We start from the raw sequence: 23,950 nt of genomic DNA, 5'->3' as shown, positions 1-23,950 counted from the left end.
AGTAAAAGCTTGTTTCGCTAGGCTGGCTTAATAAGTAGTGTCGGTGGTGTTGCCGTTGTAGGGCTCGTCGTTGTAGGCGGGGCGGGGGCGGTCTAGCTCGGCTACCTCTTCCTCTGTTAATAACTCTTCGCGCACATAATCCACGGCATCTTGCAGGGCATCTACAAACTTGGCAAAATCTTCCTTGTACAGGAAGATCTTGTGCTTCTCATACGAAAAGGTGTCGTCGTCTCGGAGCTTGCGCTTACTCTCGGTGATGGTGAGGTAATAGTCTTGGCCGCGCGTGGCTTTCACGTCGAAGAAGTACGTGCGTTTACCAGCTTTAATGCGCTGCGAATAAATTTCTTCCTGATCGTGACGGTCTTCCACGGTTCCTTCGGTAAAGTTTTCTTATTAAATAGTTGAATGGCCGACCAAAGTACTCTTCTCGAATGGGATATAAAAATTTAAATCTTAGGTTTTTGAATGAAAAAGCCCCCCAAAGTAGGAGTAGCTCGGCTGTGGGTGCGAGCAGCGGTTACCACCACTAGGGGCGATTCGCTACGTATCTTTACTCTGCTTCTTATAATCAGTACAAGAATTAGCTATCAATAAAGGGACGTAATGCCGAGCGCAAGCGAAGCAGTCCGCGTGTTTTCCTTAGGCAATCTCAAAAGCATCACATCCCTAATCGCATATGGCTCAACCCCTTGATTTAGCTGCCGTCAGCTCGTTTGAGAATCTGGAGTTTCTGGCCCGTCAGCTGGTCGAAGGCTTTATTACGGGCTTGCACCAGTCGCCGTACCACGGCTTTTCGGTGGAGTTTTCGGAGCACAGGCTCTACAACCCCGGCGAAAGTACCCGCCACCTCGACTGGAAAGTGTTTGCCCGTACCGATAAGCTGTTTGTGAAGCGCTACGAGGAGGAAACCAACCTGCGCTGCCACTTGCTGCTCGATGTATCGCCGAGTATGTATTACCCAGCGCCGGGCAACGACAAACTGCGCTTTTCTATCCTGTGCGCTGCAGCCCTTATTACTCTGCTCCAGAAGCAGCGCGATGCCGTGGGCTTGGTCACGTTTGCCGATCAGGTAGAACTACAAACACCGGTTCGTTCCACCAGCACCCACCGCCACACGCTGCTCCTGACGCTGCAACAACTGCTGGAAAGGCCCCCCACGCGCCGCGTTACCGATGTAGCGCATGTGATTCATCAGATTGCCCAGCAGATTCCCAAGCGCTCCTTGGTGGTGCTCTTTAGCGATATGCTGGGCCGTGCGCCGGAGGAGCAAACGACCATGTTGGCGGCTTTGCAACACCTGCGCCACCAGCATCATGAGGTATTGCTGTTTCACATCATGGACCGCGCCACGGAGTCGGAGTTTGCCTTTGCCGACCGCCCGTATCTGTTCGAAGACATCGAAACTGGGGAGCAAATCAAGCTTCAGCCCAATCAGGTGCGCGACCAGTACCGTGCCGCCATGCAGCGCTACGAGCAGGAATTGGCCCTGCGCTGCGGGCAGTATAAGATTGATTTCGTGCCGGTAGATATCCGGGAGCCATTTGATAAGGCCCTTTATGCGTACCTGGTAAAGCGGGGGAAAGTGCGGTAAAAAGCCCCCCAGCGGGAGAAATACGGTTACTTCTCTGGTTTTGGGGTAGTTGGCAACGACTGCCACAAGTACTTGCAGGCCAGCGTTCGATATGGCCGCCAGTCTTCCGCTATGTGCGTGATGCGGCGTAGCAGCGGCCGGCCAGTTTCTTCCAGCTGGTACGCGCGGCGCATTGCGTTTTGCACGCCTAAATCACCTTCGGGAAACACGTCGGGCTGATCTAAGGCGAACATCTGAATCATCTGGGCTGTCCAGCGGCCTACGCCGCGAATGGCGGTAAGATGATTCGTGAGTTCCTCCTCTGTCAAGCCCGCAATGAAGGTGTATTCAAGCTTATCTTGGAGAGAAAACTCAGCAATAGCCCGCAGGTAACCCGCTTTCTGACGCGACAAACCAGCGGCGCGCAACTCGTCATCGCTCATCAGCACCAGAACGCTGGGCTCCGGATAGCCATCGGGCCGAAACAGGGCTTCTACCTTTTTCCAGATGGCCGCCGCGGCTTTCGTCGAAATCTGCTGGCTGACAATTGCTTTGATCAGCGCCAGATAAATGTCTTCGTGGGGGCGGGGCTCAACGGGACGGCAACCATCGATAATGGTAGCCAGGATGGGGTCGCGGCGCAGGTGCGCCACAGCGGCTTCGTGGGAAAAATCAGGGAGCAGCATAAAAACGAAAGCTGATTTAACGAAAGCTGATGTCGGTACGGTGCGTATCGACGGCAATGTATTCCAATACTTCGCCATCGGGAGTCAGCTTCACGCCAGTCAAACAGTTGCCCATATAAGCGCCTGTATCAATGTAGAGGGCTTGGTGGGCCGCATCGAAGGCCGGCCGGCAATCCTGGGTGGGCGTGTGGCCAACTATCTGCAGACGACCAATATTGCGCAAGGGTCCCCGACGCCATAATACGCCGTCCTGATCATCCTCGTCCAACGGGTTGGGCGTACTGGCTAGGCCTGCGTGGCTCACAAACATGGCTTCGTTTTCCCAGTACAAAGGGCGCTGAGCCAGCCAGATAAGGTGCGGCAGTTGCAAGTGAGCCTGCGTAGTATACTGCTCCAAGGTTTCGCGCCCTCCCCACTCCAGCCAGCTCGGATACGGGCCTTGGGGGCCATAATATTTCAGCATACCCGCTTCGTGGTTGCCTTTCAAAAATACAGTCTGCTTGGGGTGCTTCAGGTTGAGGGAAATGGCGGCGGCTACCGTTTCGGGCGAGAAGTTGCCCCGATCCACGAGGTCGCCCACCTGAATGAGGATTTCCCGGGCCGGGTTCCAGTGCTGCAAAAGCTCCAGAAAGGTGAAATAACAGCCATGCACATCACCAACTATAAACAGGTTCATACGGAAGCAATCAAGCGAAAAGCCGGAGGTCAAAACGAGACTTCCGTGGGGCCGCCCACATACCTGCTGCTGCACCACAGGGGAGCTTCGCAGAATGGGTGAGCAAAAGTAGCACAAACCCTAGTTGTTGCCTTGTTCTTCTGTCGGCACTTCAGGAATAGATTAGCCCAGCCATTTCACCAGTAAACCGCTGGAGGAATATCACGCGCCAGCCAGCGGCAATAACCATCTTATTGTTACTGCTCCTCATGAATGCTGCATGCAATGATAAAGTCAGGACCAGAAAAGCCCCCCAGTAGCCTAATAGAGTGCTGGGGGGCTTTTTTATGGTAGGATCAGAGGCCCAGATAGCTGGGGAAATGTTCTGGGTACGAATGCACATCAGGCGCCCTGTTGCTCATTTATCGTTTTTTAGACTCGTAAATTTGCTTTTTCCCCCGTATTGCTTTTTGCCCGAGCACAAACGACCCTTTCAATGCCTACATTATACCGAAAAGTTATTAGCCCTATCCGCGATTTATCAGAAAGTGGAAAGCTTTCGGGCCTGCTGTTGCTGCTGGCTACGGTATTTTCGTTGGCAATCAGCAATTCGGCTTTGGGCGAAAGCTATTTGCGCCTGTGGGAAACGCACATCGGTATTGCTCCGCTTGAGAAAACCATGTCCCATTGGATAAATGATGGGTTAATGGTCATCTTTTTCTTTTTGGTAGGACTGGAAATCAAACGCGAAGTGCTCTACGGGGAGCTAACCAATTTGCGGGCGGCCTTATTGCCGGTAGTAGCGGCCGTGGGCGGCGTCGCGGCGCCGGCCCTCATCTACTTACTATTTACCACGGGCACCGACCTAACGCACGGCTGGGCAGTGCCCACTGCCACCGACATTGCTTTTTCGCTGGGTATTCTCTCACTGCTCGGGGATCGGGTGCCATTCAGCCTACGCATTTTCCTCACGGCGCTGGCTATTATCGATGATTTGATGGCGGTCGTGATTATCGCAATTTTCTATACCGCCGATCTGAATATGACCTACTTGCTCAGTAGTGTAGGCATATTAGCGGTTTTGACTGTGCTAAATCGGCTGAAAATAGGTTGGTTGCCGCTTTACTTTTTGATGGGTCTAGCCTTGTGGTATTGCGTGCTGAAATCGGGGGTGCACGCTACCATTGCAGGAGTATTGCTCGCGCTTACCATTCCTACCGATGCTATTGAACGAATTGAGCACGCCTTGCAAAAGCCTGTCAGCTACATTATTCTGCCCGTGTTTGCCTTGGCCAATACGGCCATTATCCTCTCCGTCGATACGCTGCGTGAATTAACCTCGCCGTTGAGCTTGGGTATCGCACTGGGACTGCTTTTGGGCAAGCCCATCGGAATTTTTGGGGCCTGCTGGCTCATGATTAAAACCGGAATGGCTTCTTTGCCGGCTAACGTGAACTGGCGGCGCTTGCTGGGGCTGGGCTTCACGGCTGGCATCGGCTTCACGATGGCAATATTTATCGCCAACCTTTCTTTCTCCGATGCCAGCCGCATTGACCTAGCCAAGCTAGCCGTCATTTTAGGCTCTATTCTTTCCGCCTTGGTCGGTATTTTTCTGCTGCGTCCGCGCCCAGATATGGTGGCCGCAGCAGCCGATAAACCTGAGCTGGTGAAGGAAGCCTAAGCACTGACCGTCGCTACGGGCACGGAAGCTAATGCTGCTTCTATTCGAGTCACCATAGCATCATCGATATCGAGGTGGGTTACGAAGCGAATCATTTGGGGGCCAAATGATGACGCCCGAATACCTTGCTCTTCCAGATGCTCCAGGAAAGCTTTAGAGGACATGTCATCGGCCAGCCGGAAGATGAGCAGGTTGGTTTCGACGGGCAGCACCTCCGCTACATACGGCTGGCTTTGAAGAACTGTACTCAACTGACGGGCGCGACGGTGGTCATCGGCTAGGCGCGCTACGTTATGCTCCAGTGCGTACAATCCGGCTGCCGCCAGATAGCCCGCCTGCCGCATTCCCCCGCCCATTACCTTCCGAATGCGCTTCGACTTTTGAATCAACGCTTTACTGCCTAACAGCACGGAGCCAACTGGGGCTCCTAAGCCCTTCGATAAGCACACCGAGATAGAATCAAAGTACTCGCCGTATTCTTGCGCCGACTGGCCAGTGGCAACCAAAGCGTTATAAACGCGGGCGCCATCCAAGTGTAAACTCAAACCATGACGACGCGTCACTTCCGCAATTTGCTGGATGCCTTCCATGGAGTAGCAGCTGCCGCCGCCGCGGTTACTGGTGTTTTCGAGGCACACGAGGCGGGTATCTGGGTAGTGCACGTTGTTGGCGGGCCGAATAGCCGCTTCCACCTGTGCCGCGGAAAGACGCCCCCGGTCGCCGGGAAGCAGGGCCGTAGAGGCACCCGAGTGAAAGGCAATACCACCCACTTCCCACAGATAGACGTGGGCGGTCTGCTCGCAGATAACCTCAGCTAACGGCTCCGTCTGCGCTTTAATAGCAATCTGGTTAGTCATGGTGCCGGAAGGGCAAAACAAGCCGGCTTCCAAGCCAAACTGAGCAGCGGCCGTTGCCTCTAGCTCCCGCACGGTTGGGTCTTCTTCGTACACATCGTCGCCGACCGGGGCGCGGAACATGGCCTCCAGCATAGCCGGCGTCGGACGGGTGACAGTGTCGGAGCGCAAATCGATAATAGGTTCAGACATAGGGCTTGGGCGTGAGAATACAGATATACAAACGATGGTTTCAGGATTCAAAAATAAGACTTACTTTTGCCCCTCCTTTACAAATCGACTTTAACCGACCCGGATATGAGCGTCACCCGACTGAAGCGTAAGCACCGCAAGAACATTGCGCGTCAAAATAACAAGCAGCGTATCATTAAGCAGCTACTCCTCACGCCCGTTCTGAAGAACGTGGACATCGAAGAGCTGAAAGCCAGCTTCAATGGCGGTGCTGCCCCTGCCCAATCTGCAACGAAGGCTGAAAAAGCTGCCGCCCGCTCGCAAAAGCAGGCCGATGCTAACGCTGCCGATGCTGCTGCCCAGTCAGCTCCTACCCAGTCGGTAGAAGCCAATCAGACCGGTACGGAAGGCTTCGACGAAGCTGAAGCTGTTACCAAGCCAGTAAACGAAGACGGTCAGGAAGGCGACAAGCCGAAGCCTGAAATTGCCCTCTAAATCGGCCTGCCACCGGCGTCGGTTGGCTCAATAATTCACAAAAAGCGTCTTTCTTGCAAAGGAAAGACGCTTTTTCGTTGTAGAGTTAGCCAAAGTAAATTTTTATTTTGGACCTAATTCTACCACTTGTAACTTTTGAATTTTGCCCCCCAGTACTTCAAATAGCAGCAGCGTACGCACTTTATGAAAGCCATGCCTCCCAGCAGCCCCCGGATTCAAGTGTAGTAGCCCCAGCCTCGGGTCGGGCATAACTTTGAGAATGTGCGAATGACCGCTAATGAATAAGCCGGGATGCTCTTGGGCAAGCAGTAGCCGAGCGGCTGGACTGTAATGCCCCGGATAACCACCAATATGTGTCATGAGCACGCGCAAACCCTCTAGCTCAAACGATTGGACCAGCGGTTGGGTGCGACGTACATCCTGCCCATCGATGTTACCGTAAACGCCGCGTAGGGGGGCAATTTCTGCCAATTCCTCCGCTACCGCAGCAGTTCCGAAGTCGCCGGCGTGCCATATTTCGTCGCGGCCAGTAAGATGATGGCAGATACGCTCATCGAGGTAGCTGTGCGTATCAGATAATAAGCCGATTTTCTTCATCTAAATTTAGGAATAGGGTAGGAAGCAACGGGGTATAAACTGCATAAAACGCCGAATACGGCTCAAAATCAAGCGGTAATAGTTGAAACAGCCATATTCACCAACTCTTAAACATACTACCTCGTATCTTGCCCATTCATTAAGTAATTTTCGTTTGCGGATATTTATCCGCTGTTTTATGGCAAGCTTTGCCTGATTTTCTCTTTCCGCCCTCTCTTCATATTGCCCTCCGATGAATGTGTTCATCAACGACATTCCGCTGATCATCAAGAAGAACAGCGAGAAAGTGTACAAGCACCGCTACGACCTGATTCTGAACGCGGAAGATGAATTTATCTCCAAGGATCTGGTAGGCGACGTGCTGGTACGCGACGTGACCGACGTCTTCGTCGATCGATTATTGCGGCTGATGGAGGTGAAAAAGCTGAAGAAGCTAACTTCGTTGACGCTGCTGGCCCGCAAAAAAAAGCGTCTCATTCTCCATCTTAAAGACCAGTTCCGAATCGTGAAAGCGGCCGGGGGCTTGGTGGTAAAAGATGGCATGGTGCTGATGATCTACCGACTTGGTAAGTGGGATTTGCCCAAGGGCAAACTCAAAAAGGATGAAGATCCGGCTTTGGGCGCCCTGCGAGAAGTAGAGGAGGAGTGCAACGTAAAGGTTGAGCTAGGCGAAGAATTGCCTAGCACTTGGCACTCCTACGCCTACAATGGCAATAAAATTCTGAAGAAGACGAATTGGTATGTGATGAACTGCCTCGACGATTCGCTTATTAAGCCCCAGGCCGAGGAATATATTGAGGAAGTGCGCTGGATGACGCCCCAGGAGGCGCTAGCGGTACTTTCTGAGTCCTATGCCTCTATCACGTTAGTTGTGCGCCACTACCTAAGCGAAAAGGTTGGCACGACCTCTGCCGAAGAAGCTCCCGCGAAGTAGCATCTTCGCTCCGTGGGAGCCTATGCGTTTATTTTACCCGTCAATTTTTGCAGTACTAGTCTTGGGCGCGGGGGCCTGTACCCGCTCGCAGCCGCCGAGTGAAATAAAGCCCCCCGCCGCGGTAGCGCCCTCCATCACACTTCCGGTAGCCGTAGACCTGCCTTCTTTAGTGGGCTATTCGATTGAAGAAATTCGCGAGCGCCTTGGCGCACCCCGCGAAACCCAGGTGGAGCCGCTTGCTGTCCAGCCGAAGCCACGCAATAGCAAGTCGCTTCGCATCAAAGACGAGGGCTGGATAAACACGTTTGAGACAGGAGGCATTACGCTTATTGTTACTTTCAACGCCCGCACTCGTAAAGTGCGCGATATCGTGATGACGGGTAATAATGAAGAAGAACTCATGCAGCGCGGTAACCTGACCCTGACGGCTCCCTCGTACATCGTGCTACCGGTATTTGCCCCTGAGACAGCCACCCAGTTATCAGGCGTACGGGTAATCAAGCGTCGTTAGGACGCAGTAGGTGCTTCGTAGGCGGGCAAGCTAAAGGGCACAAAGCTGTCCACATTGCCTCCGAAGCGATGCACCTCCCGGATGATGGTGCTGCTAATGGCCGCCAAGGCCGGCGCCGTAATCAGAAACACGGTTTCCAGTTCCGGATTCAGGTGGCGGTTGGCCTGCGCGATGGTATTCTCATACTCAAAGTCGGTGGTGTTGCGCAGCCCGCGCAATAAGTATCGTGCCCCTACTTCCCGGGCAAAGTCGGCGGTCAGGCCCTTGTAAGAGCGCACGGATACACGCGGCTCATCCCGAAAAACCTCCTCAATCATCGCCACCATTTGCTCTACGGGCAGATAGCGGCTTTTACTGCTGTTGTTGCCAATGGCAATAATTACCTCGTCGAACAAATTTGCCCCCCGGCGCACTACATCAAGATGACCATTGGTAAACGGGTCAAAGGAGCCGGGAAACAAGGCAACGCGGGTTGTCATAGGTATGCTGGTTTGTGCTAATGCGGATTCTGTGCAATAACTGTCAGGGTGAAAACTTCTGACTTTTCTGTGGAATCAATAATCAGCGTTACTCGCAAAGATGCAGGCTGTACAGCTCAAAATAGCGATATTCAAACACTTCATTCAGTCGATAGCTGTACGACAGATCCAGCGGACGATTGCCAAACTTGAGGTGGCGAATGTATTTGCGCAGGATAGTGAATAGCTCGGAGTGATGCATCAAATCGCCCCACAGCACCACGGGGTCCTGGTCAGGGTTGAGCTGGAGTTCCTGCATCACCAGGATAGTGTAGTAGATAAGGTCTTCAGCAGTGGTGAAGGCAAACGTGTTGCAAAACTCCGGACGCTTGCCGCGCACGGCTACTATCGTTACTTCTTGGTGGCCAATGCTCAGGTACAGGCGGCGGGGAGTGGCTTGCTGACTCTGGTGTACAACACCTTCGAGTAAGGCGCTGGTTTGGTGAATAAGGCGACCCGTCGGGTATACGCTGCGAAACCACTCAGCAAGAGCCTTTTCGACTGCAAACACGCTTACCATCTCTAGGCCCGGATGCGTGTAGTGATGTACCGTTTCGTGGCCCGGATCAAAGGTATGGTGGAGCTGCAGATAACGGCCCTCGTCGCCGGCCCGGAAGAGGGGCTGAGGCAACTGCGTGAAATGGCGATTCTGCACCGCCAACCGAACGTGGTTCCAGCCCGCCTGACCTACCAGATCGTGCTGGGCAGCCAAGGTGCGAAATTGGCCAGCCAGCGAGGTGGCTGAAAGTGCGGAATACTCTTCTAACACTACAAACTTATTGCGACGCACATCGGCCACGCCTACGCGCAAGCCTGCGGGCCCCGCTGTGAGGTAAAGGTTGTAAGTGCCTAGTTGGGCAGCATCGAAGGTCTCGTCGCGCAGATCGAGGAGGGAAGTAGGCGACGAAGAGGAAAAGGTAGGGGAGGAAGCGGACACGGCAGAAAGGGCAATAAGCGCCAGGTAGACCGCTAAAGGTAAGAAGGCAAATGGCTACGTAGCTAAAAAGATAACCGCCCAAAGAAGCAAGCATTGGCTAACCAGTTCATTAGCGACAGATCTGATTATCAAAAAAGCCCCCCAACGCCATGTGCTGGGGGCTTTTTCAGGAAAGTTTAGAGCCAGTTACTTGAATTGGATATGCGGAATGTACAGGTCGTCGGGGCTGATGATTTGGTGCAAGATGGGGTGCACATGCGGCAAGGGCATGGCTACCAACTGCCGCGGCGTAATAAATGCCAGCTGCGTAAGCAACTGCGCATCAGTGGCGTGCTCAGGATCGGTGCCGAGTTTGGGTACGGCAGTGGCGTCCACGGGCTTTACCTCAAAGAATAGCTCTAACGCCTGCAGGTTGTTGCTCCGAAACTCGTGCAGGTGCAGAAAACGCCCTACTGTAATCGCTAACCCGGTTTCCTCCTGAAACTCCCGCACCAAGCATTCCTTTACCGACTCGCCAAAATGCCAGCCGCCGCCCGGGGGCGACCAAAAGAGAGCAGTATTGGGCAGCCCACGATGGGCAGTAAGCAGTATCGCGCCTTGGTGCACGAGCAGGCCGCAAACGCGCACGCGCACTTGGCCATTGTAAGCGTTTAGCAAGTCGGGGTGTGATTCGGAGGGCATAATGGGGTTGGAGGGGCCGCCCAAAAGGCGGTATCTTTGACTATTGATGCCTCCTACGCAAAACTCCGCCCCATCGCCCGATTTGGTCGCCCGAATCCGGCAAAAGCTCACCCGCCAACAGTTTATGCACCACATCGGTGCCGACCTAACGCTCATCGAACCTGGCCGGGTCGAAGCTGAACTTCCCCTCGAACTCCTTCACCAACAGCAGCGCGGCTTCGTGCATGGCGGCGTCATCGCCACTATGGCCGATTTGGTAGCCGGTTTTGCCGGCGTTACGCTCATCCCGGACAATTACGGCATGGTAACGGCCGACCTGAAAGTGTCTTATCTGAATCCGGGCGTTGGGAAAAAAATTGTGGCCAAAGGTTGGGTGCTAAAAGCCGGCCGTCGCCTTCATTTTTGCGAGGCCGAAGTTTGGTGCGACGACGTGCTCATCGCTAAAGCTACCGCGACGATGGCCGTAATTGAACCTCAGTAGATAATTTGATGGTCGCTGATCCGAATAAGGCTTTAAAAGCAATCCACAAACTGCTAGTGCACGGCAGAATTTTAGCTCATGAAGGGCTCAAGGGGGCTGAATTAGTTGATTTTTTTGATACCCTAGAATATCTGCCAGGACTTATGTTGGAACGAGATGATAAAAGCGCATGGTTTGGTGAGTATCTGAAAGAGATATGCTTAAGGTTTAGATGTGACCACATTTATCTGCGATACATTGAATAATCGCTAGCAATGTTTCTGCTTTTGAATCACAGTTTTCATTATAAATATGCTTACCGTCCGCACGCCTTCTGTCCGCGATTATTTTCCGTACGAACCCACCCAGGATCAGGCGCAGCTTTTCCGACAGCTCGATGAGTTTCTGAAAGATGATCTGCCTGGCCGTAAGGTGTTCGTGCTGCGTGGCTACGCGGGTACGGGCAAAACCACCGTGGTTAGTGCGTTGGTGCAATGGCTGCATCAGCTAGGCCGCAAATACACACTGATGGCTCCTACGGGCCGCGCCGCGAAGGTGATGAGCGCATACTCAGGCGTTGCGGCCAGCACCATTCACAAGAAGATTTACCGCCAAACCTCTGGCTCACCTTCCGAAAGCCTGAGCTTCCAGCGCCAGCCCAACCGCACCGCTGATACGCTGTACATCGTGGATGAGGCCTCCATGATTTCCGACGAAAAAGCCTTCGGCGAAAATGGCCTGCTCGATGATTTGCTAGGCTACGTGTTCGAAAAGCCGACTAATCGTCTACTCCTTATTGGTGATACGGCCCAGCTGCCACCCGTAGGCCAACTGCTCAGCCCCGCCCTCGACCCGGAGCTGTTGGCGGCGCGCTTCCGAGCGAAAGTAGATTCGGTGGAGCTTCGTCAGGTAATGCGACAAGCGGAGGAATCGGGGATTCTGGTGAATGCGACCATTCTGCGGGAGGAGTTGCGGGAGGAAAAGCCGCATATCCAGTTTCACACTCGCGGCTACTCCGATATTTTTCCGGTGGGGGCGAAAAGTTGGAGGATGGACTACGGTGGGCCTACAAAAACTTCGGGCACGAGAACACGACCATCATTTGCCGTTCCAACAAAAACGCCAACATGTATAACCAGCACATTCGGCACGCGCTGTTTGGGGCGGAGGAGGAGATAGAAGCTGGCGACTACCTCATGGTGGTGCGCAACAACTATTTCTGGCTGCCCAAAGACTCCGAAATGGGTTTTCTGGCCAACGGCGACTTTGTGCAGGTCAGCAAAATCGTGCGGCGGCAGGAGGAGTTCGGCTTCCGTTTCGCCGATGCCCGCATTCGCTTCGTTGATTATCCGGATGAGGAAGAAATAGAGGTGAAGCTGATGCTCGATACGCTGCACACCGAGTCGCCAGCATTACCCGCCGACCGTAGCAATGCGCTGTATCAGACCATTTCGGCCGATTACGCGCATCTTGGCACGAAGCGCGAGAAAAGCGCCGCTCTACGCAAAGATCCGTATTTGAACGCTTTACAGGTAAAATTTGCTTATGCCCTTACCTGCCACAAGGCGCAAGGCGGACAGTGGCAGGCGGTATTCGTTGACCACGGATTTTTGAAAGAAGACATGGTAAACGCCGAATTTGCCCGCTGGCTGTATACAGCCGTCACGCGCGCTGCCGATCGGTTATTTTTGCTTAATTTCAATAGTAAGCTACTAGCCGATTAAGTAAAAACGTATTACTGACTTGGGGTAAGCAGTTTGGCTACGCCTCCCGTATCTGGAATTGATAAATCATATATTTGTACCTCTCAACACTTTAAGCTTTCAACTCATGAAAAAAGCACTTGTTCTGGCATTGTCGCTTTCGCTGGCTGGCTTCGCTGCCCAAGCCCAAACAGCGGCCGTAAAGCCGGCCAACGCTCAGCAAAAAGTAGCTGGCCCGCAGATTCAGTTTGAAGAAATGAAGTACGACTTCGGCAGCGTGAAGCAGGGCGACATCGTAGAGCACGTGTTCAAATTCAAGAACGTGGGTACTGCGCCGCTTGTCATTGCCAACATTGGTACCACCTGCGGCTGCACCGTGCCTGATTGGACAAAGGAGCCCATCATGCCCGGCAAATCGGGTACTGTAACGGCTAAGTTCAACAGCGCCGGCAAAATGGGTATGCAGAATAAAGTGCTTACCGTAGAGTCGAACTCAGCTGGTGGAAACACCATGGTAGCGCTGGTAGGCGAAATCAAAGATGCCGCAACCGCCACTACCGAAGCTATACCCGCCAAAACCGACGTTTCGGCTGGGGAAGGCGATGCCAAGCAAAAAACCAAGATGAACGACAGCAAAATCAAAGCGAAGCGCAAGTCTTCGTAAGGATTAGTGCACAAAAAGGCCCCCCAGCAGCTATATGAGCGTCTGGGGGCTTTTTTGTGCGCTGATGCGAGTCAGAAATTCGTGCTTATAGTTGGCGCGCCGCCCACAATAGTCGCAGCCAGCCAGCAATCAGCAGTAGGCCGCCAATGGGCGCAACGGCGCCCATCTTGATAATGCCCGTAAAGCAAAGGGTGTACAGGGAGCCGCTGAACAGCAAAATGCCCCCCAGAAACAGCCAAGCGGTTAAGCTCAGTCCGCGAATGTCGGGGCGCATGGCCAGCAAAATACCCACAGCCAGCAGCGCCAGCGTATGATAAAACTGATAGCGCACGGCCGTTTCAAAGGTGTCGAAGCGGCCGGTTTCTTCCAGCATTTTGCGTAAGCCGTGTGCCCCGAAGGCGCCGATACCCACGCCCAGGGCACCAAGCAAAGCCGCGATTTGTAAAATTAAGCGAGCCGTCATAGTAGATCGGATAGGATGTGTCGTGTGATGGAGAAGCGGTTTTTGAACGAGGAAAGAAAGCGGCTACTGAGCTTGAATCTTGTTGTTAGCCTTGCAGAGCTGGCCGGGCACCAAAAATAGCGCTGCCCACCCGAATAAGCGTGCTTCCCTCTTCAATAGCCAGCTTATAATCGGCGCTCATACCCATCGAAATCTCCTTGAACGTGGGCTGGGGGGCAAAATACCGCTCCTTCAGTAACTCAAAGTAGCCCCGCAGCTCCCGAAACTCGCGGCGTAGCTGATTTTCATCGTCGGTGAAGGTGGCCACGCCCATCACGCCCGTTAGCTGCACGTGCTGCAAAGTGCGGAATGCGTCCGATTGCAGGATGTCCTCCGCTTCCGCCAAACTCAGACCCGACTTCGTTTCTTCCGAAGCAATGTGGAATTGCAGTAGTCCGCAGATAACACGGTTGTGCTTGGCGGCTTGCTTTTCGATTTCGAGCAGTAGCTTCAGACTGTCGATACTCTGAATGGTGTGCACGAAAGGCGCTATATACTTCACCTTGTTCGTTTGCAGATGACCGATCAGATGCCACTCCACGTCGGGGGGCAAATCGGGTTGTTTGGCGGCCATTTCCTGCACTTTATTTTCGCCAAAAAGCCGCGCACCGGCATCATACACTTCGCGCAAGCGCTCTACCGGATGCGTTTTGGTGACAGCTACTAAACGGCAGTTAGTGCCTTGCAACTCGCTTTGAACGGCGTGAAAATTATCGGCGATGGACATTAATTTGAATTAGTGGTAATCAGTAATACTCAGCCTGCCAGGCAGCTATTAAATGCGAAGGACGAGCAGTTCAGTCCTCCAAAGCATTAGTCAAAAACGTATTTTTCAACCCCAGCCAAACAAGCCACAAACCTATACAGCAAAACAGATATAAGCGGTAATAGTCTTTGGTATTGCGAAAACGAGTCTGTTTAATTTCTGATTTCTCGTACGTATTGATCTGGCGGAACACGCGCTGCAAGCCGGCGTTGTCGGTGGCCCGGAAGAATTGCCCTTCGCCCGCCTGGGCAATCTGGCGCATGGTGGTCTCGTCGAGGCGAGTTTCGACGTAGCGCGGCCGGCCAGTTTCATCTGTTCCGTAGGGCACAGTGCCATCCTGGCCAAGCCCTACGGTGTAGATCTTGAGGCCATAAGCATGCGCCAATTGGGCGGCCGTCAGCGGGTCGAGGCTGCCGGCGGTGTTTTCGCCATCTGAAATAAGGATGATAACTTTCGTGCGGCTGCGGGAATCGCGCAGGCGGTTGGTGGCTACACCTAGGGCCGTACCGATGGCCGTGCCGTCGTTGGCAATCATGCCTAGGCGCAAGCCGTCGAGGCTTTCGCGTAGCAAATCGTAATCGGTGGTGAGGGGCGCAAGCGAGTAAGCGTCACCAGCAAAAACCACCAAGCCCAGCCGGTCGCCGATGCGTCCGGCTATAAATTCCCGCCCTACCCGCTTCGCTGCCTCTAGTCGATTAGGTAGCAAATCCTGTAGTTCCATCGAGCCCGATACGTCCATCACCAGCAGCATATCAATACCCTCGCCGGTTTGTACCACGCGTTCATCCGTGCGCTGAGGGCGCGCCAAGGCCACTAGGCCAAATGCCAAGCTGAACATCAGCAAGATATCGGGGAGGAAGCGGAGCAGCGCGCTCCAATCGCGCCTTGCTTGGCCAGCTACAAAAGCAACGTCGAGGTGCGGGCGCCGCCGATGCACCAGCAGCCAGCGTAGCCCAAATAGCAGGGGTAGCGCCGGAATCAGCAGCAGCAGGCGCGGCTCTTGCCAGGTGTAGCTACTCAGCGTGGCATAGCGCAGCCCATCAAGCAAAGGGGCTAGAAAGCGTTGCCAGAACTGTTCAATCATGAGTTGTTTCAATCCTTAAGTACTGAGCCAAGTTGCCTCACTTGCTATTCTATTCCTACGAAATCACCTTCGTTGCTATCAGCTTCTGGCCGCTCCACTAAGCAAGGTATAACGCCTGTCGGCAAAGTCGCGCAGCAGGTCGAAAGCAGTACCGGTTTCCGTGTCATCTTCGTTAAACTGGTTGCCATATATCAGCCGATCCGTGATGCGCAGGGCACGGCTCACCGCCACATCATTCTGATAATAAGCCACAATCTCGCGCGTGGTGAGGCTGTTGATTGTGTTGTTTTCGAGGGTTGTGAGGTAGTTTTTCCAGAGCGTAATGGCGCGCTCCATATTCGTGAGGGAGCGCGACAGCTCGAACCGCTCAATATGGCGCGCATATTGGGCCAGGAAATATGCGTGGTTTTTTCGCAGCTTATACAACTGGTAGCGGCGCCGCCAGTAGCTGCCAAAGCCAAACCACAAGCCGGCGCCCACCAGTGCTACTAATCCTAGCCCCGCCAGCCAAAACGGATAATTGAACGCCTCATCTACTGGCAGTAACGTGGTATTTTGCTTCAGCACAGGCGTAGTGGGCGGAATAACTTCCGGCACTGGTGCCGTGCGCTCCAGCCGAATGCTGGCTACCTGCGTGTTCACGGTAAGCGTGTCGTGCCCGCGCAGAATCATAACCGGCAAACTCAGGCGCTGCACCGAGTCGAGGCTGAACGTGCGGAGCTGATATACAGTCCGATCGAAGCTGCGGCCCCGGCGGGTGAGCGTGGGCTGAAAGGTTTTGCCCACATACTCAAACGGTTTAAACTCGGCCGTAGAGTCAGGGAATACAACCTCAAGTGTAGGGTCGTGACGGAAGGTGAGTTCGTAGCTGATAATTTCCCCTACGCGCACCGATTGGCGAAGAAAACGTCCCGTCGGCTGCTCGGGGGCAATTCCTGGCCCTGCACACCTGACGAAAGGAACAGCAGCCAAACCAGCCATATGCTGGGTGCCAGCAACTGCACATTGCCCCGCAACAAAACTACTGGGGGCTTTTTTTCGCTGAATCCTTACGCACGCCCACCCCGCTGATTGCGCCGCCGAAACAAACTGGCCAACTGCGTCACGTAGTCGGCGTCGGTGGCAATGGATAAGAACTCCGTCCGATGACGCCGGCAAATCTGCCCGATTTGCGCCCGGTTCTGCTCATAGGTGGCCCGGTACCGCGCCCGAAACGACTCTGCCGACGTATTCACCCACATGGTGCGGCCGGTTTCCTGGTCGTGAAGCGGCACAATGCCCAGGGGCGGAAATTCCCGTTCGCGCTTGTCAAGCAGCTGCAATACCACCAAGTCGTGCTTGCGGGCCAGCATGGTTAGTTCCCGCTCGTAGTTGGTATCAATAAAGTCGGAAATCAGCAGCACAATGCTGCGGCGCTTCAGCATGCCTAATGCTTGTTTGATACCGGCCCCGACCGCCGTACGGGGAGAGCGGGGCGTCAATTCAAACAGGCGCTTGATGAGGCTATAGGCGTGCCGGATGCCTTTGCCGGGGGCCAAATACAGCTCTTTTTGATCAGAGAAAGCCAGGATTCCGAGTTGCGCATCCTGGCGGGCAGCGGCCAACGCCAGCAGCCCACAGATTTCACGGCCCACATCGAGCTTGCGCCGGCCGGCGGCACCCACTTGCTGCGAAGCACTGACATCCAGCAAAAGCAGAACTGATTGCTCGCGTTCTTCCTTATATGTTTTGACGAAGGTGCCGTGGCCTTTGCTCGATACAGCCCAGTCGATGGCCCGCACCTCATCGCCGTACTGGTAGAGGCGCACATCGTCGAATTCAAGCCCCGTACCTTTAAAGACGGAGTGAAAATTGCCCTGCAACTGCGCATCTACTGTCTTGATGATGCGTATCTCCATCTGCCGAAGCTTACGCACGAGTTGCTGGAGCGGAGTGAGGTCGGCGGTATTCATTTCAGCTAAACTACGGGTTCCTCCTAACTTTGCCGTTGTGAAAAAGCTCCCTGCATCCATTTACTCTACCTTAAGCCTGCTGCTGATGCTGATATTTACGCAGTGTCAGCGCCCCGAAGAGCCATTGGTGCCACAGCCATTGTTACCGAAAGATAAAATGGTAGCCATGCTCATCGACGTGCATCTGAACGAAAGCCGCGTAGATGCTGCCGCTTTGCCCCCCGATTCAGCTCGTGCGGCCTTCAACTTGCTGCATCGTCAGCTGCTGACTCGCTACAAGGTCACCGACACTATTTTTCAGCGCAGCTACCGCTATTACGCCATCCACGACAAAGACTTGGATGATATTTACGGAGCCGTCATCGACAGCCTCTCTGCCCGCGAGGCCAAGCTAGGAGCAAAAGATCAGGCCGAAGAAGCAAAGCGTCGGCAGTAGATCAAATTAATCGGCTGCCATTGGGTACTGCGCCGGCAAGAGCCGCCAACACAATATCACCGTTTTCGTCGGCGGCACCGGTTACCAACACTTCCGAGCGGAAGGGGCCAATTTTCTTCACCGGAAAATTAACCACGCACAACACCTGCCGGCCCACTAAATCCTCGGGTTGATAGTGACGGGTAATCTGCGCGCTGGAGCGTTTAGTGCCAATCTCCGGGCCTAGGTCTATCAATAGTTGATAAGCGGGCTTGCGCGCTTCGGGAAAAGTACGGGCTTCCAACACGGTACCAACGCGCAAATCCACGCGCTCAAACTCCGACCAAGTAAGGGGGACTACTGATGTTTCCATGGTCGCAAAGTAGCAAAAAGGCTATTTCCCGGTGGTGGGCTTCGAAGCATATTGCTCCAGCAAAGCCATTCGCTGCTTTACCTGAATCTCCCAGGTTTTCTGGCGGTCAAGGTTCAGACCGTGGTTGGTTTCCTGGTCATAACGCGCTTCCTCTTTTTGCCACTCCGTGAAAATAGCGTTGGTCGCATTCTTAAAAGCGGGTTGCAGACGTTTGCAGTCCAACTTCAGCAGCGCTATTTTCTGGCGCATGCGCCGCGCATGCAATTCCGTGATGTTGAAGTGAATCTGCTCGTGACGCAGTAAGTTGGGTGTGGCCGTAGCCGAATCGCGTACCCACGATTCGGTAGGCACAAATACGGCTTGCACCGAAGACGTGAACTTGAAATCGACGCAGCCAGCTTTTACGTCAATAGTGGCTGAGGTAAGAGCTGCCAGCCTATCGGCTGGAGTGGGCTTGCTCTTAAAATCGGCCCAGGTAAGCGGCCGGTTTGCCGCCCAAACAATGGTGCCAGGCACATCTGCTGGAGCAGTAGGCGCTCTCTGAGGTGGACTAACAACCGGTAGAAAAGGAAGCAAAAAGGAAATAAAGGAAAGCGGCAAGCCGTGCAACATAGGAAAGGGGCTGGGGGGCTTTTTTAGAAGTGAATGGCGATTCTGGAGTATGAACGCAGCTACCTAACGGTTGAGTGCAACCGTCCATGCTAAAAAATAATGCCAGCCTCAATTTAATGCACCGCCACCGCCGCTGGCATTGGCACCACGCTTAGCCGACGGAAGCGCCAGAGCAGAAGGCCAGCCACCAGCGTAAGGCCCGTGAGCAAACCTATCCAGATGCCAACAGCGCCCATATTCAGTTTGAAGCCAAGGCAGTAACCTAATGGTAAGGCTACCGCCCAATAAGCCAACAACGCCACTACAGAGGGGATTTTGACATCTTCCAGCCCTCGCAATGCTCCCAACCCCACAACCTGTAAGCCGTCGGATATCTGAAACAGCGCTGCGATGAGCAATAGCGTAGCCGCTTGCGCCACCACGGCTGCATCGTTGTTGTAGAAATAGGGAATAAACTCACGGGCCAGAATCAAAATCAAGCCCATCGCACCCATAAACAGAAAGGTGAGGCCGTAAGCCGTAAAGCCTGCCTGGCGTGCTCCCTCCGCATCGCCAAGGCCGCGCATATTACCCACCCGAATGGTAGCCGCCGCTGCAATGCCGCTGGCCGCCATATAGGTAGCCGAAGCCACATTAATGGCAATTTGATGCGCGGCCAGACTGGTAGTGCCCAACCAGCCAATCATGACGGCCGAAAAGCTGAACGCGCCCATCTCAAACATCATCTGCACGCCAATAGGGGAGCCCAAACCCAGCAGACGCCGCAGTGTGGGGCCGTGGAGGCCCAGCCCGCTAGCCGCTGCTTCGCGGTAGGGCCGTAGGCGGGCGGCACGCAATACATACGTAGCCATCAGGATGGCCATCAGAACACGGGAAATGAGCGTGGCCCAGGCGGCTCCAATCATGCCCATCTGCGGGGCGCCAAGGTTGCCGAATACGAACATGTAGCACAGCAGAGCATTCAGCAAATTGGCTCCTACTGACAGATACATCGCCTGACGTGTGAGCCCTAAGCCTTCGGCAAACTGTTTGAAACCCTGAAAAATCATCAGGGGCAGGAAGGATAGGAAGATGAGGCGGACCCACGGCATAGCCAAGGCCACCACCTCCGCTGGCTGATTGAGGTATCGAAGCTGGGGGCAATTACAAGCCCCAAACCCGCCAGCCCCACGCCAGCCAGGGTGCTAAGTAGTACTCCATTTACTAGCAGCCGGCCCAACAAAGGCATATCGCGCTTGCCATCGGCGGCCGCAACTAAAGGCGTAATGCCCATCGATAAACCCAGTCCCAGCACCATTACCACCGTGCTCACGCTTACGCTCAGCGACACGGCGGCCAACGCAACTTTTCCGGTCTGCCCTACTACCACGCTGTCGACTACGTTTACCAGTACGTGGCCTAATTGGCTAAGTATTACTGGGTAAGCCAGTAACAACATAGGTTTGATATGCGGACGAACAGCGGTGAGCGGCATGAGGCAACGGTAAAAAGAGCCGCAAAGGTACGCCCCTAATTCGGGCTATGGGCCAGACCTACCAGAGTAAAACGCTCCTGGCCGTTAGCTCATCCGGCTTGCTTGCCCTAGGAGAACGGCTTGCAAACGCCGCAGGGCCTCCCGCAACGCCAGCTCAGGCACAGCATAAGAAATGCGCGCAAAGCCCGGCGCTCCACAACTTGCGCCATCCACCACATCTACCCCCCGGCCCGCAACTGCGCGACCAATGCCGCCGAAGACTCCGTTGCTGAGCGCGCGGGGGCAAAAACGGCCGCAAATCAGCGAAAACGTAGTACGTACCTTCCGGCTCCACATAGGCCACACCGGGCAGCGCCGACAAGGCAGCTAGGAGCAAAGAGCGGGTGGGGGCTAGCTGTGTGAGCAACTCCTGGGCAATTGTCGCGCTATGCTCCGTTGCCGCCAGGGCCGCGTGCTGATTCGGCACGGGAACGGGCGCGCCGGTAGCAAATTGCCCCCCAGCCGCCGCCCGAACCACCGCTGGCGGCGCCACCAAATATCCCACGCCCCACCCAATCAGTGCCAACGATTTGGAGAAGCCGTTTACGACTAAATACTGCCCATGTGGATCGGGAAATGCCAGCAGAGTAGGCACCGGCGCCGAACTGAAGTTGATGAGATTATATATCTCATCGGAAAGAACAAACAGCTCTGGGTAGTGGCGCGTGACGGTTAGCAGGGCCTCCACCTCATCGTGGCGATAGATTCGGCCAGTCGGGTTATTCGGATTCGAAAAGAGGAAAACCCGCGTGCGCGGTGTAAGTGCGGCTTCCAATATCTCCGGCCGTAGGTCATACCCATCGGCTGAGTCTAGGGGGAGGGAGCGCATGGTCCCACCGGCCCGGGTGATCAATTCACCAAAGCCAAACCAATTGGGAGTAGGCACCAGTACCTCGTCGCCGGGGCGCAGAATGGCTTTTAGCAAAGAAAACAGCGCCGCCTTTACTCCGGGCGTAACCATGATATGGGCGGGCGTAATCTGGGGGGCTTTTTGGTGATGATAATTTGTTGCTATTGCCTCCCGTAGCGCCAGCAAGCCTTCCACCGGCCCCGGTGTAAGCTGGTCAGCATGAATACTAGCGATGGCCCGCTCAGCGGCAACAGTTGGCGTACCAAAATTGCCGTAGCCCGAAGCCAGACTGATAACAGCGGGGGAATCAGCCGCAGCCGGGGGCGTTGTCACGAAGGAATCGGGTAGCGAATCAGCCACTGCTTTTACGCTTGCGGAGCTAGGACTACATCAACAAAATAGGCCTGCTCATCGGTGAAAAAATTCTGCACTTCCAGCCCCGCTTCCGTCGCTAACTGACTGATGAGAGGCCGGGTAAATTTGTAGGAATTTTCGGTATGAATAATTTCCCAAGCAGCGAAATCAACGGTTTGGGCCAGTGCCTCCAGGTGTACTTGCTGGGCGCGGGTGCTCACTAAAAAGGAGCGTACAACGCCCGCAATTGGGTCGTAATCGGTGTAGTGCTGCCAGTGAGCCAGGTCAAAATTGCCCCCCAACTCCCGGTTCAGCCGGGTAAGTAGGTTAAGGTTGAAGGCCGCCGTTACGCCCTGGGTATCATCGTAAGCGGCGCGGATAAGGCGGGGGGCTTTTTGCAGGTCGAAGCCAATGAGCAGGCGGTCGTCGGGGGAGAGCGGCTGCGTGAGGGCGCGTAGAAATTCGCGGCGGTCGGAAGGGGAGAAGTTGCCGATGTTGGACCCCAGAAACAGCACCGCTTTCCGGCCGGGCCGAGCGGCCATCAACGTGAGCGCCGCCGTATACTCGGCCACTACTGGCTCCACCCGCAAGGTGGGCAATTCAGTGCTCAGACTAGCTGCCAGTCCATCTAAGGCTCCCGAAGATATATCAACGGGCACATAGCTGAAATTGGCCCCCAACTCCAATAATTCACGCAGTAATATCTTGGTTTTCAATCCATCACCGGCGCCAAGCTCTATGAGGTAAAACGGCTCATCAGAAGCTGGACGCAGGGCGGCGGTAATGGCGGCGCGGTGGGTAGTTAGCAATCCGAACTCCGTGCGCGTGGGGTAGTACTCCGGCAGCGCCATAATCTGCTGAAACAGCTCGCTGCCCGCGTCATCATAGAAATACTTGGAGGAAAGCGTTTTAGGTGTTTTTTGCAAACCCGCAGCTACATGGCTGGCTAATTCGGTGTTGGCAGTGGCAAGGCGAGGCATGGGGAGCAGTTACGGATGAAATAGGGGAATTACTGGCCTTGCTCCGCAGCTAGTATAAGATGCCTGATTAGACCAGAAATGGCAGCTAAAGCTTAGCGTGCCAAGCGGATACCGGTGAATTGCCAGCGCTTATCCGCGTGAAAGAAATTGCGGTAGGTGAGGCGAATATGGCTCGCGGAGGTAGCGCAGGAGCCGCCGCGCAGCACCAGCTGATTCAGCATAAACTTGCCATTGTACTCGCCCAAAGCGCCAGCCGCGCGCTCATAGCCGGGGTAAGGGTGGTAGGCCGAGTACGTCCATTCCCACACATCGCCCAAAAGCTGATGACATTGCTCGGGATCCGCATCGGCGGGGAGGGGTTGAGGATCAAATAGGTTGCTTTCCAGGAAGTTGCCGGCCGCAATCTGGGGCTGAAACTGGCGGGCCGCTATTTCCCATTCCTGCTCCGTAGGCAACCGATAACCGGCCCAGTGGGCGTACGCATCGGCCTCGTAGAAGCTTATGTGCGTGACCGGCGCGGCCCAATCGACGGGTTGCAGGCCGTGGTGGGTAAAGCGGTGCCACACGCCATCTTTCTGCACCCAATACAAAGGCGCTTCCCAGCCAGCCTGCTCGGCCAGTTCCCAGCCTTCGCCCAGCCAGTAGCGGAAGTCGCGGTAGCCGCCCGCTTCCATAAACTGACGGTACTCGCCGTTGGTCACCAAGCGGTTTTGTAGCGCGAAATCGGCTACATAGGTATCGTGGGGGGCTTTTTCGTTGTCAAAGCAGAAGCCCTCTTCCTCAAAGCCAATCCGATAGACGCCGCCCGCCACCGGCAGCCAAGTGGCGGGGGTAGGCTCGGGCGTGGGCGCTGCTTTCGGAGCCGACTTATAAGCCGGCGCCAACGGACTCGTGCTCAAAATGTACTTGATATCCGTGACGAGCAACTCCTGGTGCTGCTGTTCATGCTGAAGGCCCAACTCAAAGATTTCGGCGAAGCTGGGGGGCAAATCGTTAGCGGCAAGCCTGGTAAGCAAGCGGCCCATATGCTCATCTACGTGCGCGCGGTAGGCGTACACATCGGCGAGGGCAGGGCGGGAGATAGTGCCGCGGTCGGCGCGGTTTACGCGACTGCCCAGCGAGTTATAGTAGGAGTTGAACAGGTAGGCATAATCAGGATGAAATACCTGGTAGCCAGCTAGGTATTCGCGCAGCAGGAAGGTTTCGAAAAACCAGGTAGTATGCGCTAAGTGCCACTTCGGCGGACTCACATCGAGCATAGGCTGCACCACAGTATCCTCCGGCAGCAAGGGCCGACAGATGTCCTCCGTTTGCTGCCGCACGGCGTGGTAGCGAGCGGGGAGTTGGGCCAACATGGGCTCGGCAACGGTTTGGGGGGCAAATACGGAGGAAGACATAGTCACAGGAATGGGGGTTAATTACTTATTAACCT

Annotated in this window: 28 protein-coding genes and 1 pseudogene; 9 read left to right on the top strand and 20 right to left on the bottom strand. The window is 54.7% G+C overall.

The window, feature by feature from the left end:
• Positions 1–27 precede the first annotated feature (27 nt).
• Positions 28–369, bottom strand: a complete 342-nt coding sequence (locus tag G7064_RS05790; RefSeq protein WP_133272170.1) for a DUF3276 family protein — start codon at positions 367–369, stop codon at positions 28–30.
• 307 nt (positions 370–676) lie between these two features.
• On the opposite strand from G7064_RS05790, the gene G7064_RS05785 reads away from it, so the two are divergent.
• The gene (locus G7064_RS05785) at positions 677–1,591 is read left to right on the top strand and encodes a DUF58 domain-containing protein (RefSeq protein ID WP_133272171.1); all 915 of its coding nucleotides are present in this window, start codon (positions 677–679) and stop codon (positions 1,589–1,591) included.
• Between the two features lie 26 nt (positions 1,592–1,617).
• Here the strand turns inward: G7064_RS05785 and G7064_RS05780 are convergent, their stop codons facing one another.
• A complete protein-coding gene (locus G7064_RS05780; protein ID WP_166072841.1) occupies positions 1,618–2,256 on the bottom strand; it encodes a DNA-3-methyladenine glycosylase family protein in 639 nt (212 codons plus the stop codon).
• 16 nt (positions 2,257–2,272) lie between these two features.
• Positions 2,273–2,932, bottom strand: coding sequence for a metallophosphoesterase family protein (locus tag G7064_RS05775; RefSeq protein ID WP_133272173.1), 660 nt, complete (start codon positions 2,930–2,932; stop codon positions 2,273–2,275).
• A 475-nt stretch (positions 2,933–3,407) separates the two neighbouring features.
• Between G7064_RS05775 and nhaA the strand changes: the two genes are divergently transcribed.
• The gene (gene nhaA, locus G7064_RS05770) at positions 3,408–4,592 is read left to right on the top strand and encodes a Na+/H+ antiporter NhaA (protein WP_166072840.1); all 1,185 of its coding nucleotides are present in this window, start codon (positions 3,408–3,410) and stop codon (positions 4,590–4,592) included.
• Here the strand turns inward: nhaA and G7064_RS05765 are convergent.
• Entirely contained in the window at positions 4,589–5,638 is a 1,050-nt protein-coding gene (locus tag G7064_RS05765) for a threonine aldolase family protein (RefSeq protein ID WP_166072839.1), read from the bottom strand. The genes nhaA and G7064_RS05765 overlap by 4 nt on opposite strands.
• Positions 5,639–5,743: 105 nt before the next feature.
• On the opposite strand from G7064_RS05765, the gene G7064_RS05760 reads away from it, so the two are divergent.
• Entirely contained in the window at positions 5,744–6,112 is a 369-nt protein-coding gene (locus G7064_RS05760) for a hypothetical protein (RefSeq protein ID WP_133272176.1), read from the top strand.
• A gap of 102 nt (positions 6,113–6,214) precedes the next feature.
• Here the strand turns inward: G7064_RS05760 and G7064_RS05755 are convergent, their stop codons facing one another.
• The gene (locus G7064_RS05755) at positions 6,215–6,709 is read right to left on the bottom strand and encodes a metallophosphoesterase family protein (RefSeq protein WP_166072838.1); all 495 of its coding nucleotides are present in this window, start codon (positions 6,707–6,709) and stop codon (positions 6,215–6,217) included.
• 232 nt (positions 6,710–6,941) lie between these two features.
• Between G7064_RS05755 and G7064_RS05750 the strand changes: the two genes are divergently transcribed.
• A complete protein-coding gene (locus G7064_RS05750; RefSeq protein WP_133272178.1) occupies positions 6,942–7,643 on the top strand; it encodes an NUDIX hydrolase in 702 nt (233 codons plus the stop codon).
• Positions 7,644–7,665: 22 nt separating this feature from the next.
• The gene (locus G7064_RS05745; RefSeq protein WP_166072837.1) at positions 7,666–8,154 is read left to right on the top strand and encodes a hypothetical protein; all 489 of its coding nucleotides are present in this window, start codon (positions 7,666–7,668) and stop codon (positions 8,152–8,154) included.
• Here the strand turns inward: G7064_RS05745 and coaD are convergent.
• The 3 genes from coaD to G7064_RS05730 form a co-directional block, all read right to left on the bottom strand.
• Positions 8,151–8,633, bottom strand: coding sequence for a pantetheine-phosphate adenylyltransferase (gene coaD, locus G7064_RS05740; RefSeq protein ID WP_133272180.1), 483 nt, complete (start codon positions 8,631–8,633; stop codon positions 8,151–8,153). The two genes, G7064_RS05745 and coaD, sit on opposite strands and share 4 nt — an antisense overlap.
• Positions 8,634–8,721: 88 nt before the next feature.
• Positions 8,722–9,609, bottom strand: coding sequence for a DUF3822 family protein (locus G7064_RS05735; protein ID WP_166072836.1), 888 nt, complete (start codon positions 9,607–9,609; stop codon positions 8,722–8,724).
• Between the two features lie 186 nt (positions 9,610–9,795).
• Positions 9,796–10,290 (bottom strand): NUDIX domain-containing protein, encoded by a 495-nt coding sequence (locus G7064_RS05730; protein WP_165963507.1) that lies wholly within the window; start codon positions 10,288–10,290, stop codon positions 9,796–9,798.
• A gap of 46 nt (positions 10,291–10,336) precedes the next feature.
• Between G7064_RS05730 and G7064_RS05725 the strand changes: the two genes are divergently transcribed.
• The 3 genes and pseudogenes from G7064_RS05725 (at position 10,337) to G7064_RS05715 (ending at position 13,117) form a co-directional block, all read left to right on the top strand.
• On the top strand, positions 10,337–10,771 hold the full coding sequence (locus G7064_RS05725; protein ID WP_133272183.1) for a PaaI family thioesterase: 435 nt from the start codon (positions 10,337–10,339) through the stop codon (positions 10,769–10,771).
• 291 nt (positions 10,772–11,062) lie between these two features.
• A pseudogene (locus G7064_RS05720) lies at positions 11,063–12,474 on the top strand (ATP-dependent RecD-like DNA helicase).
• Between the two features lie 106 nt (positions 12,475–12,580).
• The gene (locus G7064_RS05715) at positions 12,581–13,117 is read left to right on the top strand and encodes a DUF1573 domain-containing protein (protein WP_166072835.1); all 537 of its coding nucleotides are present in this window, start codon (positions 12,581–12,583) and stop codon (positions 13,115–13,117) included.
• 85 nt (positions 13,118–13,202) lie between these two features.
• Here G7064_RS05715 and G7064_RS05710 read toward each other — a convergent pair whose 3' ends face one another.
• From G7064_RS05710 to G7064_RS05690, 5 genes are all read right to left on the bottom strand, one after another.
• Positions 13,203–13,580, bottom strand: a complete 378-nt coding sequence (locus G7064_RS05710) for a DUF423 domain-containing protein (RefSeq protein WP_166072834.1) — start codon at positions 13,578–13,580, stop codon at positions 13,203–13,205.
• A gap of 85 nt (positions 13,581–13,665) precedes the next feature.
• A complete protein-coding gene (locus G7064_RS05705; protein WP_166072833.1) occupies positions 13,666–14,346 on the bottom strand; it encodes a YggS family pyridoxal phosphate-dependent enzyme in 681 nt (226 codons plus the stop codon).
• Between the two features lie 70 nt (positions 14,347–14,416).
• Entirely contained in the window at positions 14,417–15,469 is a 1,053-nt protein-coding gene (locus G7064_RS05700; RefSeq protein WP_166072832.1) for a vWA domain-containing protein, read from the bottom strand.
• Positions 15,470–15,547: 78 nt separating this feature from the next.
• A complete protein-coding gene (locus tag G7064_RS05695; protein WP_166072831.1) occupies positions 15,548–16,450 on the bottom strand; it encodes a hypothetical protein in 903 nt (300 codons plus the stop codon).
• Between the two features lie 68 nt (positions 16,451–16,518).
• Positions 16,519–17,421: a DUF58 domain-containing protein gene (locus tag G7064_RS05690; RefSeq protein ID WP_133272189.1), complete on the bottom strand. Its 903-nt coding sequence runs from the start codon at positions 17,419–17,421 to the stop codon at positions 16,519–16,521.
• Positions 17,422–17,458: 37 nt separating this feature from the next.
• Here G7064_RS05690 and G7064_RS05685 point away from each other — a divergent pair, with 37 nt between their 5' ends.
• Positions 17,459–17,857 (top strand): DUF4296 domain-containing protein, encoded by a 399-nt coding sequence (locus G7064_RS05685; protein ID WP_166072830.1) that lies wholly within the window; start codon positions 17,459–17,461, stop codon positions 17,855–17,857.
• Between the two features lies 1 nt (position 17,858).
• Here the strand turns inward: G7064_RS05685 and G7064_RS05680 are convergent, their stop codons facing one another.
• The 7 genes from G7064_RS05680 to egtB all read right to left on the bottom strand — a co-directional run bounded on the left by G7064_RS05680 (position 17,859) and on the right by egtB (position 23,915).
• Entirely contained in the window at positions 17,859–18,209 is a 351-nt protein-coding gene (locus tag G7064_RS05680) for a tRNA-binding protein (RefSeq protein WP_166072829.1), read from the bottom strand.
• A gap of 21 nt (positions 18,210–18,230) precedes the next feature.
• Positions 18,231–18,821 (bottom strand): DUF922 domain-containing protein, encoded by a 591-nt coding sequence (locus G7064_RS05675; protein ID WP_166072828.1) that lies wholly within the window; start codon positions 18,819–18,821, stop codon positions 18,231–18,233.
• Between the two features lie 113 nt (positions 18,822–18,934).
• Complete coding sequence (locus G7064_RS05670) at positions 18,935–19,912, bottom strand: MATE family efflux transporter (protein ID WP_317172832.1); 978 nt, start codon at positions 19,910–19,912, stop codon at positions 18,935–18,937.
• Positions 19,870–20,295, bottom strand: coding sequence for an MATE family efflux transporter (locus tag G7064_RS22990; RefSeq protein WP_317172831.1), 426 nt, complete (start codon positions 20,293–20,295; stop codon positions 19,870–19,872). The genes G7064_RS05670 and G7064_RS22990 overlap by 43 nt, the downstream gene beginning before the upstream one ends.
• A 154-nt stretch (positions 20,296–20,449) precedes the next feature.
• Positions 20,450–21,544 carry a pyridoxal phosphate-dependent aminotransferase gene (locus tag G7064_RS05665; RefSeq protein ID WP_166072827.1) on the bottom strand — a complete coding sequence of 365 codons (1,095 nt, stop codon included), beginning with the start codon at positions 21,542–21,544 and terminating at the stop codon, positions 20,450–20,452.
• Positions 21,545–21,549: 5 nt separating this feature from the next.
• Positions 21,550–22,518, bottom strand: coding sequence for an L-histidine N(alpha)-methyltransferase (gene egtD / locus G7064_RS05660; protein WP_166072826.1), 969 nt, complete (start codon positions 22,516–22,518; stop codon positions 21,550–21,552).
• A 92-nt stretch (positions 22,519–22,610) separates the two neighbouring features.
• Positions 22,611–23,915: an ergothioneine biosynthesis protein EgtB gene (gene egtB, locus G7064_RS05655; protein WP_317172830.1), complete on the bottom strand. Its 1,305-nt coding sequence runs from the start codon at positions 23,913–23,915 to the stop codon at positions 22,611–22,613.
• Between the last annotated feature and the right edge of the window lie 35 nt (positions 23,916–23,950).

The sequence above is a fragment of the Hymenobacter sp. HDW8 genome (assembly GCF_011305775.1).
Taxonomy (GTDB): Bacteria; Bacteroidota; Bacteroidia; order Cytophagales; family Hymenobacteraceae; genus Hymenobacter; species Hymenobacter radiodurans.
Note: the sequence above shows the minus strand (reverse complement) of the source record. Positions and strands in the feature narration are given on the sequence as shown.

What these genes read in the sequence shown, in the direction of transcription:
- egtD (WP_166072826.1), bottom strand. Translation starts at nt 22,518, where the DNA reads ATGCCTCGCCTTGCCACTGCCAACACCGAATTAGCCAGCCATGTAGCT.
- G7064_RS05775 (WP_133272173.1), bottom strand. Translation starts at nt 2,932, where the DNA reads ATGAACCTGTTTATAGTTGGTGATGTGCATGGCTGTTATTTCACCTTT.
- G7064_RS05715 (WP_166072835.1), top strand. Translation starts at nt 12,581, where the DNA reads ATGAAAAAAGCACTTGTTCTGGCATTGTCGCTTTCGCTGGCTGGCTTC.
- G7064_RS05785 (WP_133272171.1), top strand. Translation starts at nt 677, where the DNA reads ATGGCTCAACCCCTTGATTTAGCTGCCGTCAGCTCGTTTGAGAATCTG.
- G7064_RS05755 (WP_166072838.1), bottom strand. Translation starts at nt 6,709, where the DNA reads ATGAAGAAAATCGGCTTATTATCTGATACGCACAGCTACCTCGATGAG.
- G7064_RS05725 (WP_133272183.1), top strand. Translation starts at nt 10,337, where the DNA reads ATGCCTCCTACGCAAAACTCCGCCCCATCGCCCGATTTGGTCGCCCGA.
- G7064_RS05680 (WP_166072829.1), bottom strand. Translation starts at nt 18,209, where the DNA reads ATGGAAACATCAGTAGTCCCCCTTACTTGGTCGGAGTTTGAGCGCGTG.
- G7064_RS05695 (WP_166072831.1), bottom strand. Translation starts at nt 16,450, where the DNA reads ATGGCTGGTTTGGCTGCTGTTCCTTTCGTCAGGTGTGCAGGGCCAGGA.
- G7064_RS05780 (WP_166072841.1), bottom strand. Translation starts at nt 2,256, where the DNA reads ATGCTGCTCCCTGATTTTTCCCACGAAGCCGCTGTGGCGCACCTGCGC.
- G7064_RS05705 (WP_166072833.1), bottom strand. Translation starts at nt 14,346, where the DNA reads ATGTCCATCGCCGATAATTTTCACGCCGTTCAAAGCGAGTTGCAAGGC.
- G7064_RS05675 (WP_166072828.1), bottom strand. Translation starts at nt 18,821, where the DNA reads ATGTTGCACGGCTTGCCGCTTTCCTTTATTTCCTTTTTGCTTCCTTTT.
- G7064_RS05700 (WP_166072832.1), bottom strand. Translation starts at nt 15,469, where the DNA reads ATGATTGAACAGTTCTGGCAACGCTTTCTAGCCCCTTTGCTTGATGGG.
- G7064_RS22990 (WP_317172831.1), bottom strand. Translation starts at nt 20,295, where the DNA reads ATGCCGCTCACCGCTGTTCGTCCGCATATCAAACCTATGTTGTTACTG.
- coaD (WP_133272180.1), bottom strand. Translation starts at nt 8,633, where the DNA reads ATGACAACCCGCGTTGCCTTGTTTCCCGGCTCCTTTGACCCGTTTACC.
- egtB (WP_317172830.1), bottom strand. Translation starts at nt 23,915, where the DNA reads ATGTCTTCCTCCGTATTTGCCCCCCAAACCGTTGCCGAGCCCATGTTG.
- G7064_RS05670 (WP_317172832.1), bottom strand. Translation starts at nt 19,912, where the DNA reads ATGCCGTGGGTCCGCCTCATCTTCCTATCCTTCCTGCCCCTGATGATT.
- G7064_RS05730 (WP_165963507.1), bottom strand. Translation starts at nt 10,290, where the DNA reads ATGCCCTCCGAATCACACCCCGACTTGCTAAACGCTTACAATGGCCAA.
- G7064_RS05765 (WP_166072839.1), bottom strand. Translation starts at nt 5,638, where the DNA reads ATGTCTGAACCTATTATCGATTTGCGCTCCGACACTGTCACCCGTCCG.
- G7064_RS05745 (WP_166072837.1), top strand. Translation starts at nt 7,666, where the DNA reads ATGCGTTTATTTTACCCGTCAATTTTTGCAGTACTAGTCTTGGGCGCG.
- G7064_RS05710 (WP_166072834.1), bottom strand. Translation starts at nt 13,580, where the DNA reads ATGACGGCTCGCTTAATTTTACAAATCGCGGCTTTGCTTGGTGCCCTG.
- G7064_RS05750 (WP_133272178.1), top strand. Translation starts at nt 6,942, where the DNA reads ATGAATGTGTTCATCAACGACATTCCGCTGATCATCAAGAAGAACAGC.
- G7064_RS05690 (WP_133272189.1), bottom strand. Translation starts at nt 17,421, where the DNA reads ATGAATACCGCCGACCTCACTCCGCTCCAGCAACTCGTGCGTAAGCTT.
- G7064_RS05760 (WP_133272176.1), top strand. Translation starts at nt 5,744, where the DNA reads ATGAGCGTCACCCGACTGAAGCGTAAGCACCGCAAGAACATTGCGCGT.
- nhaA (WP_166072840.1), top strand. Translation starts at nt 3,408, where the DNA reads ATGCCTACATTATACCGAAAAGTTATTAGCCCTATCCGCGATTTATCA.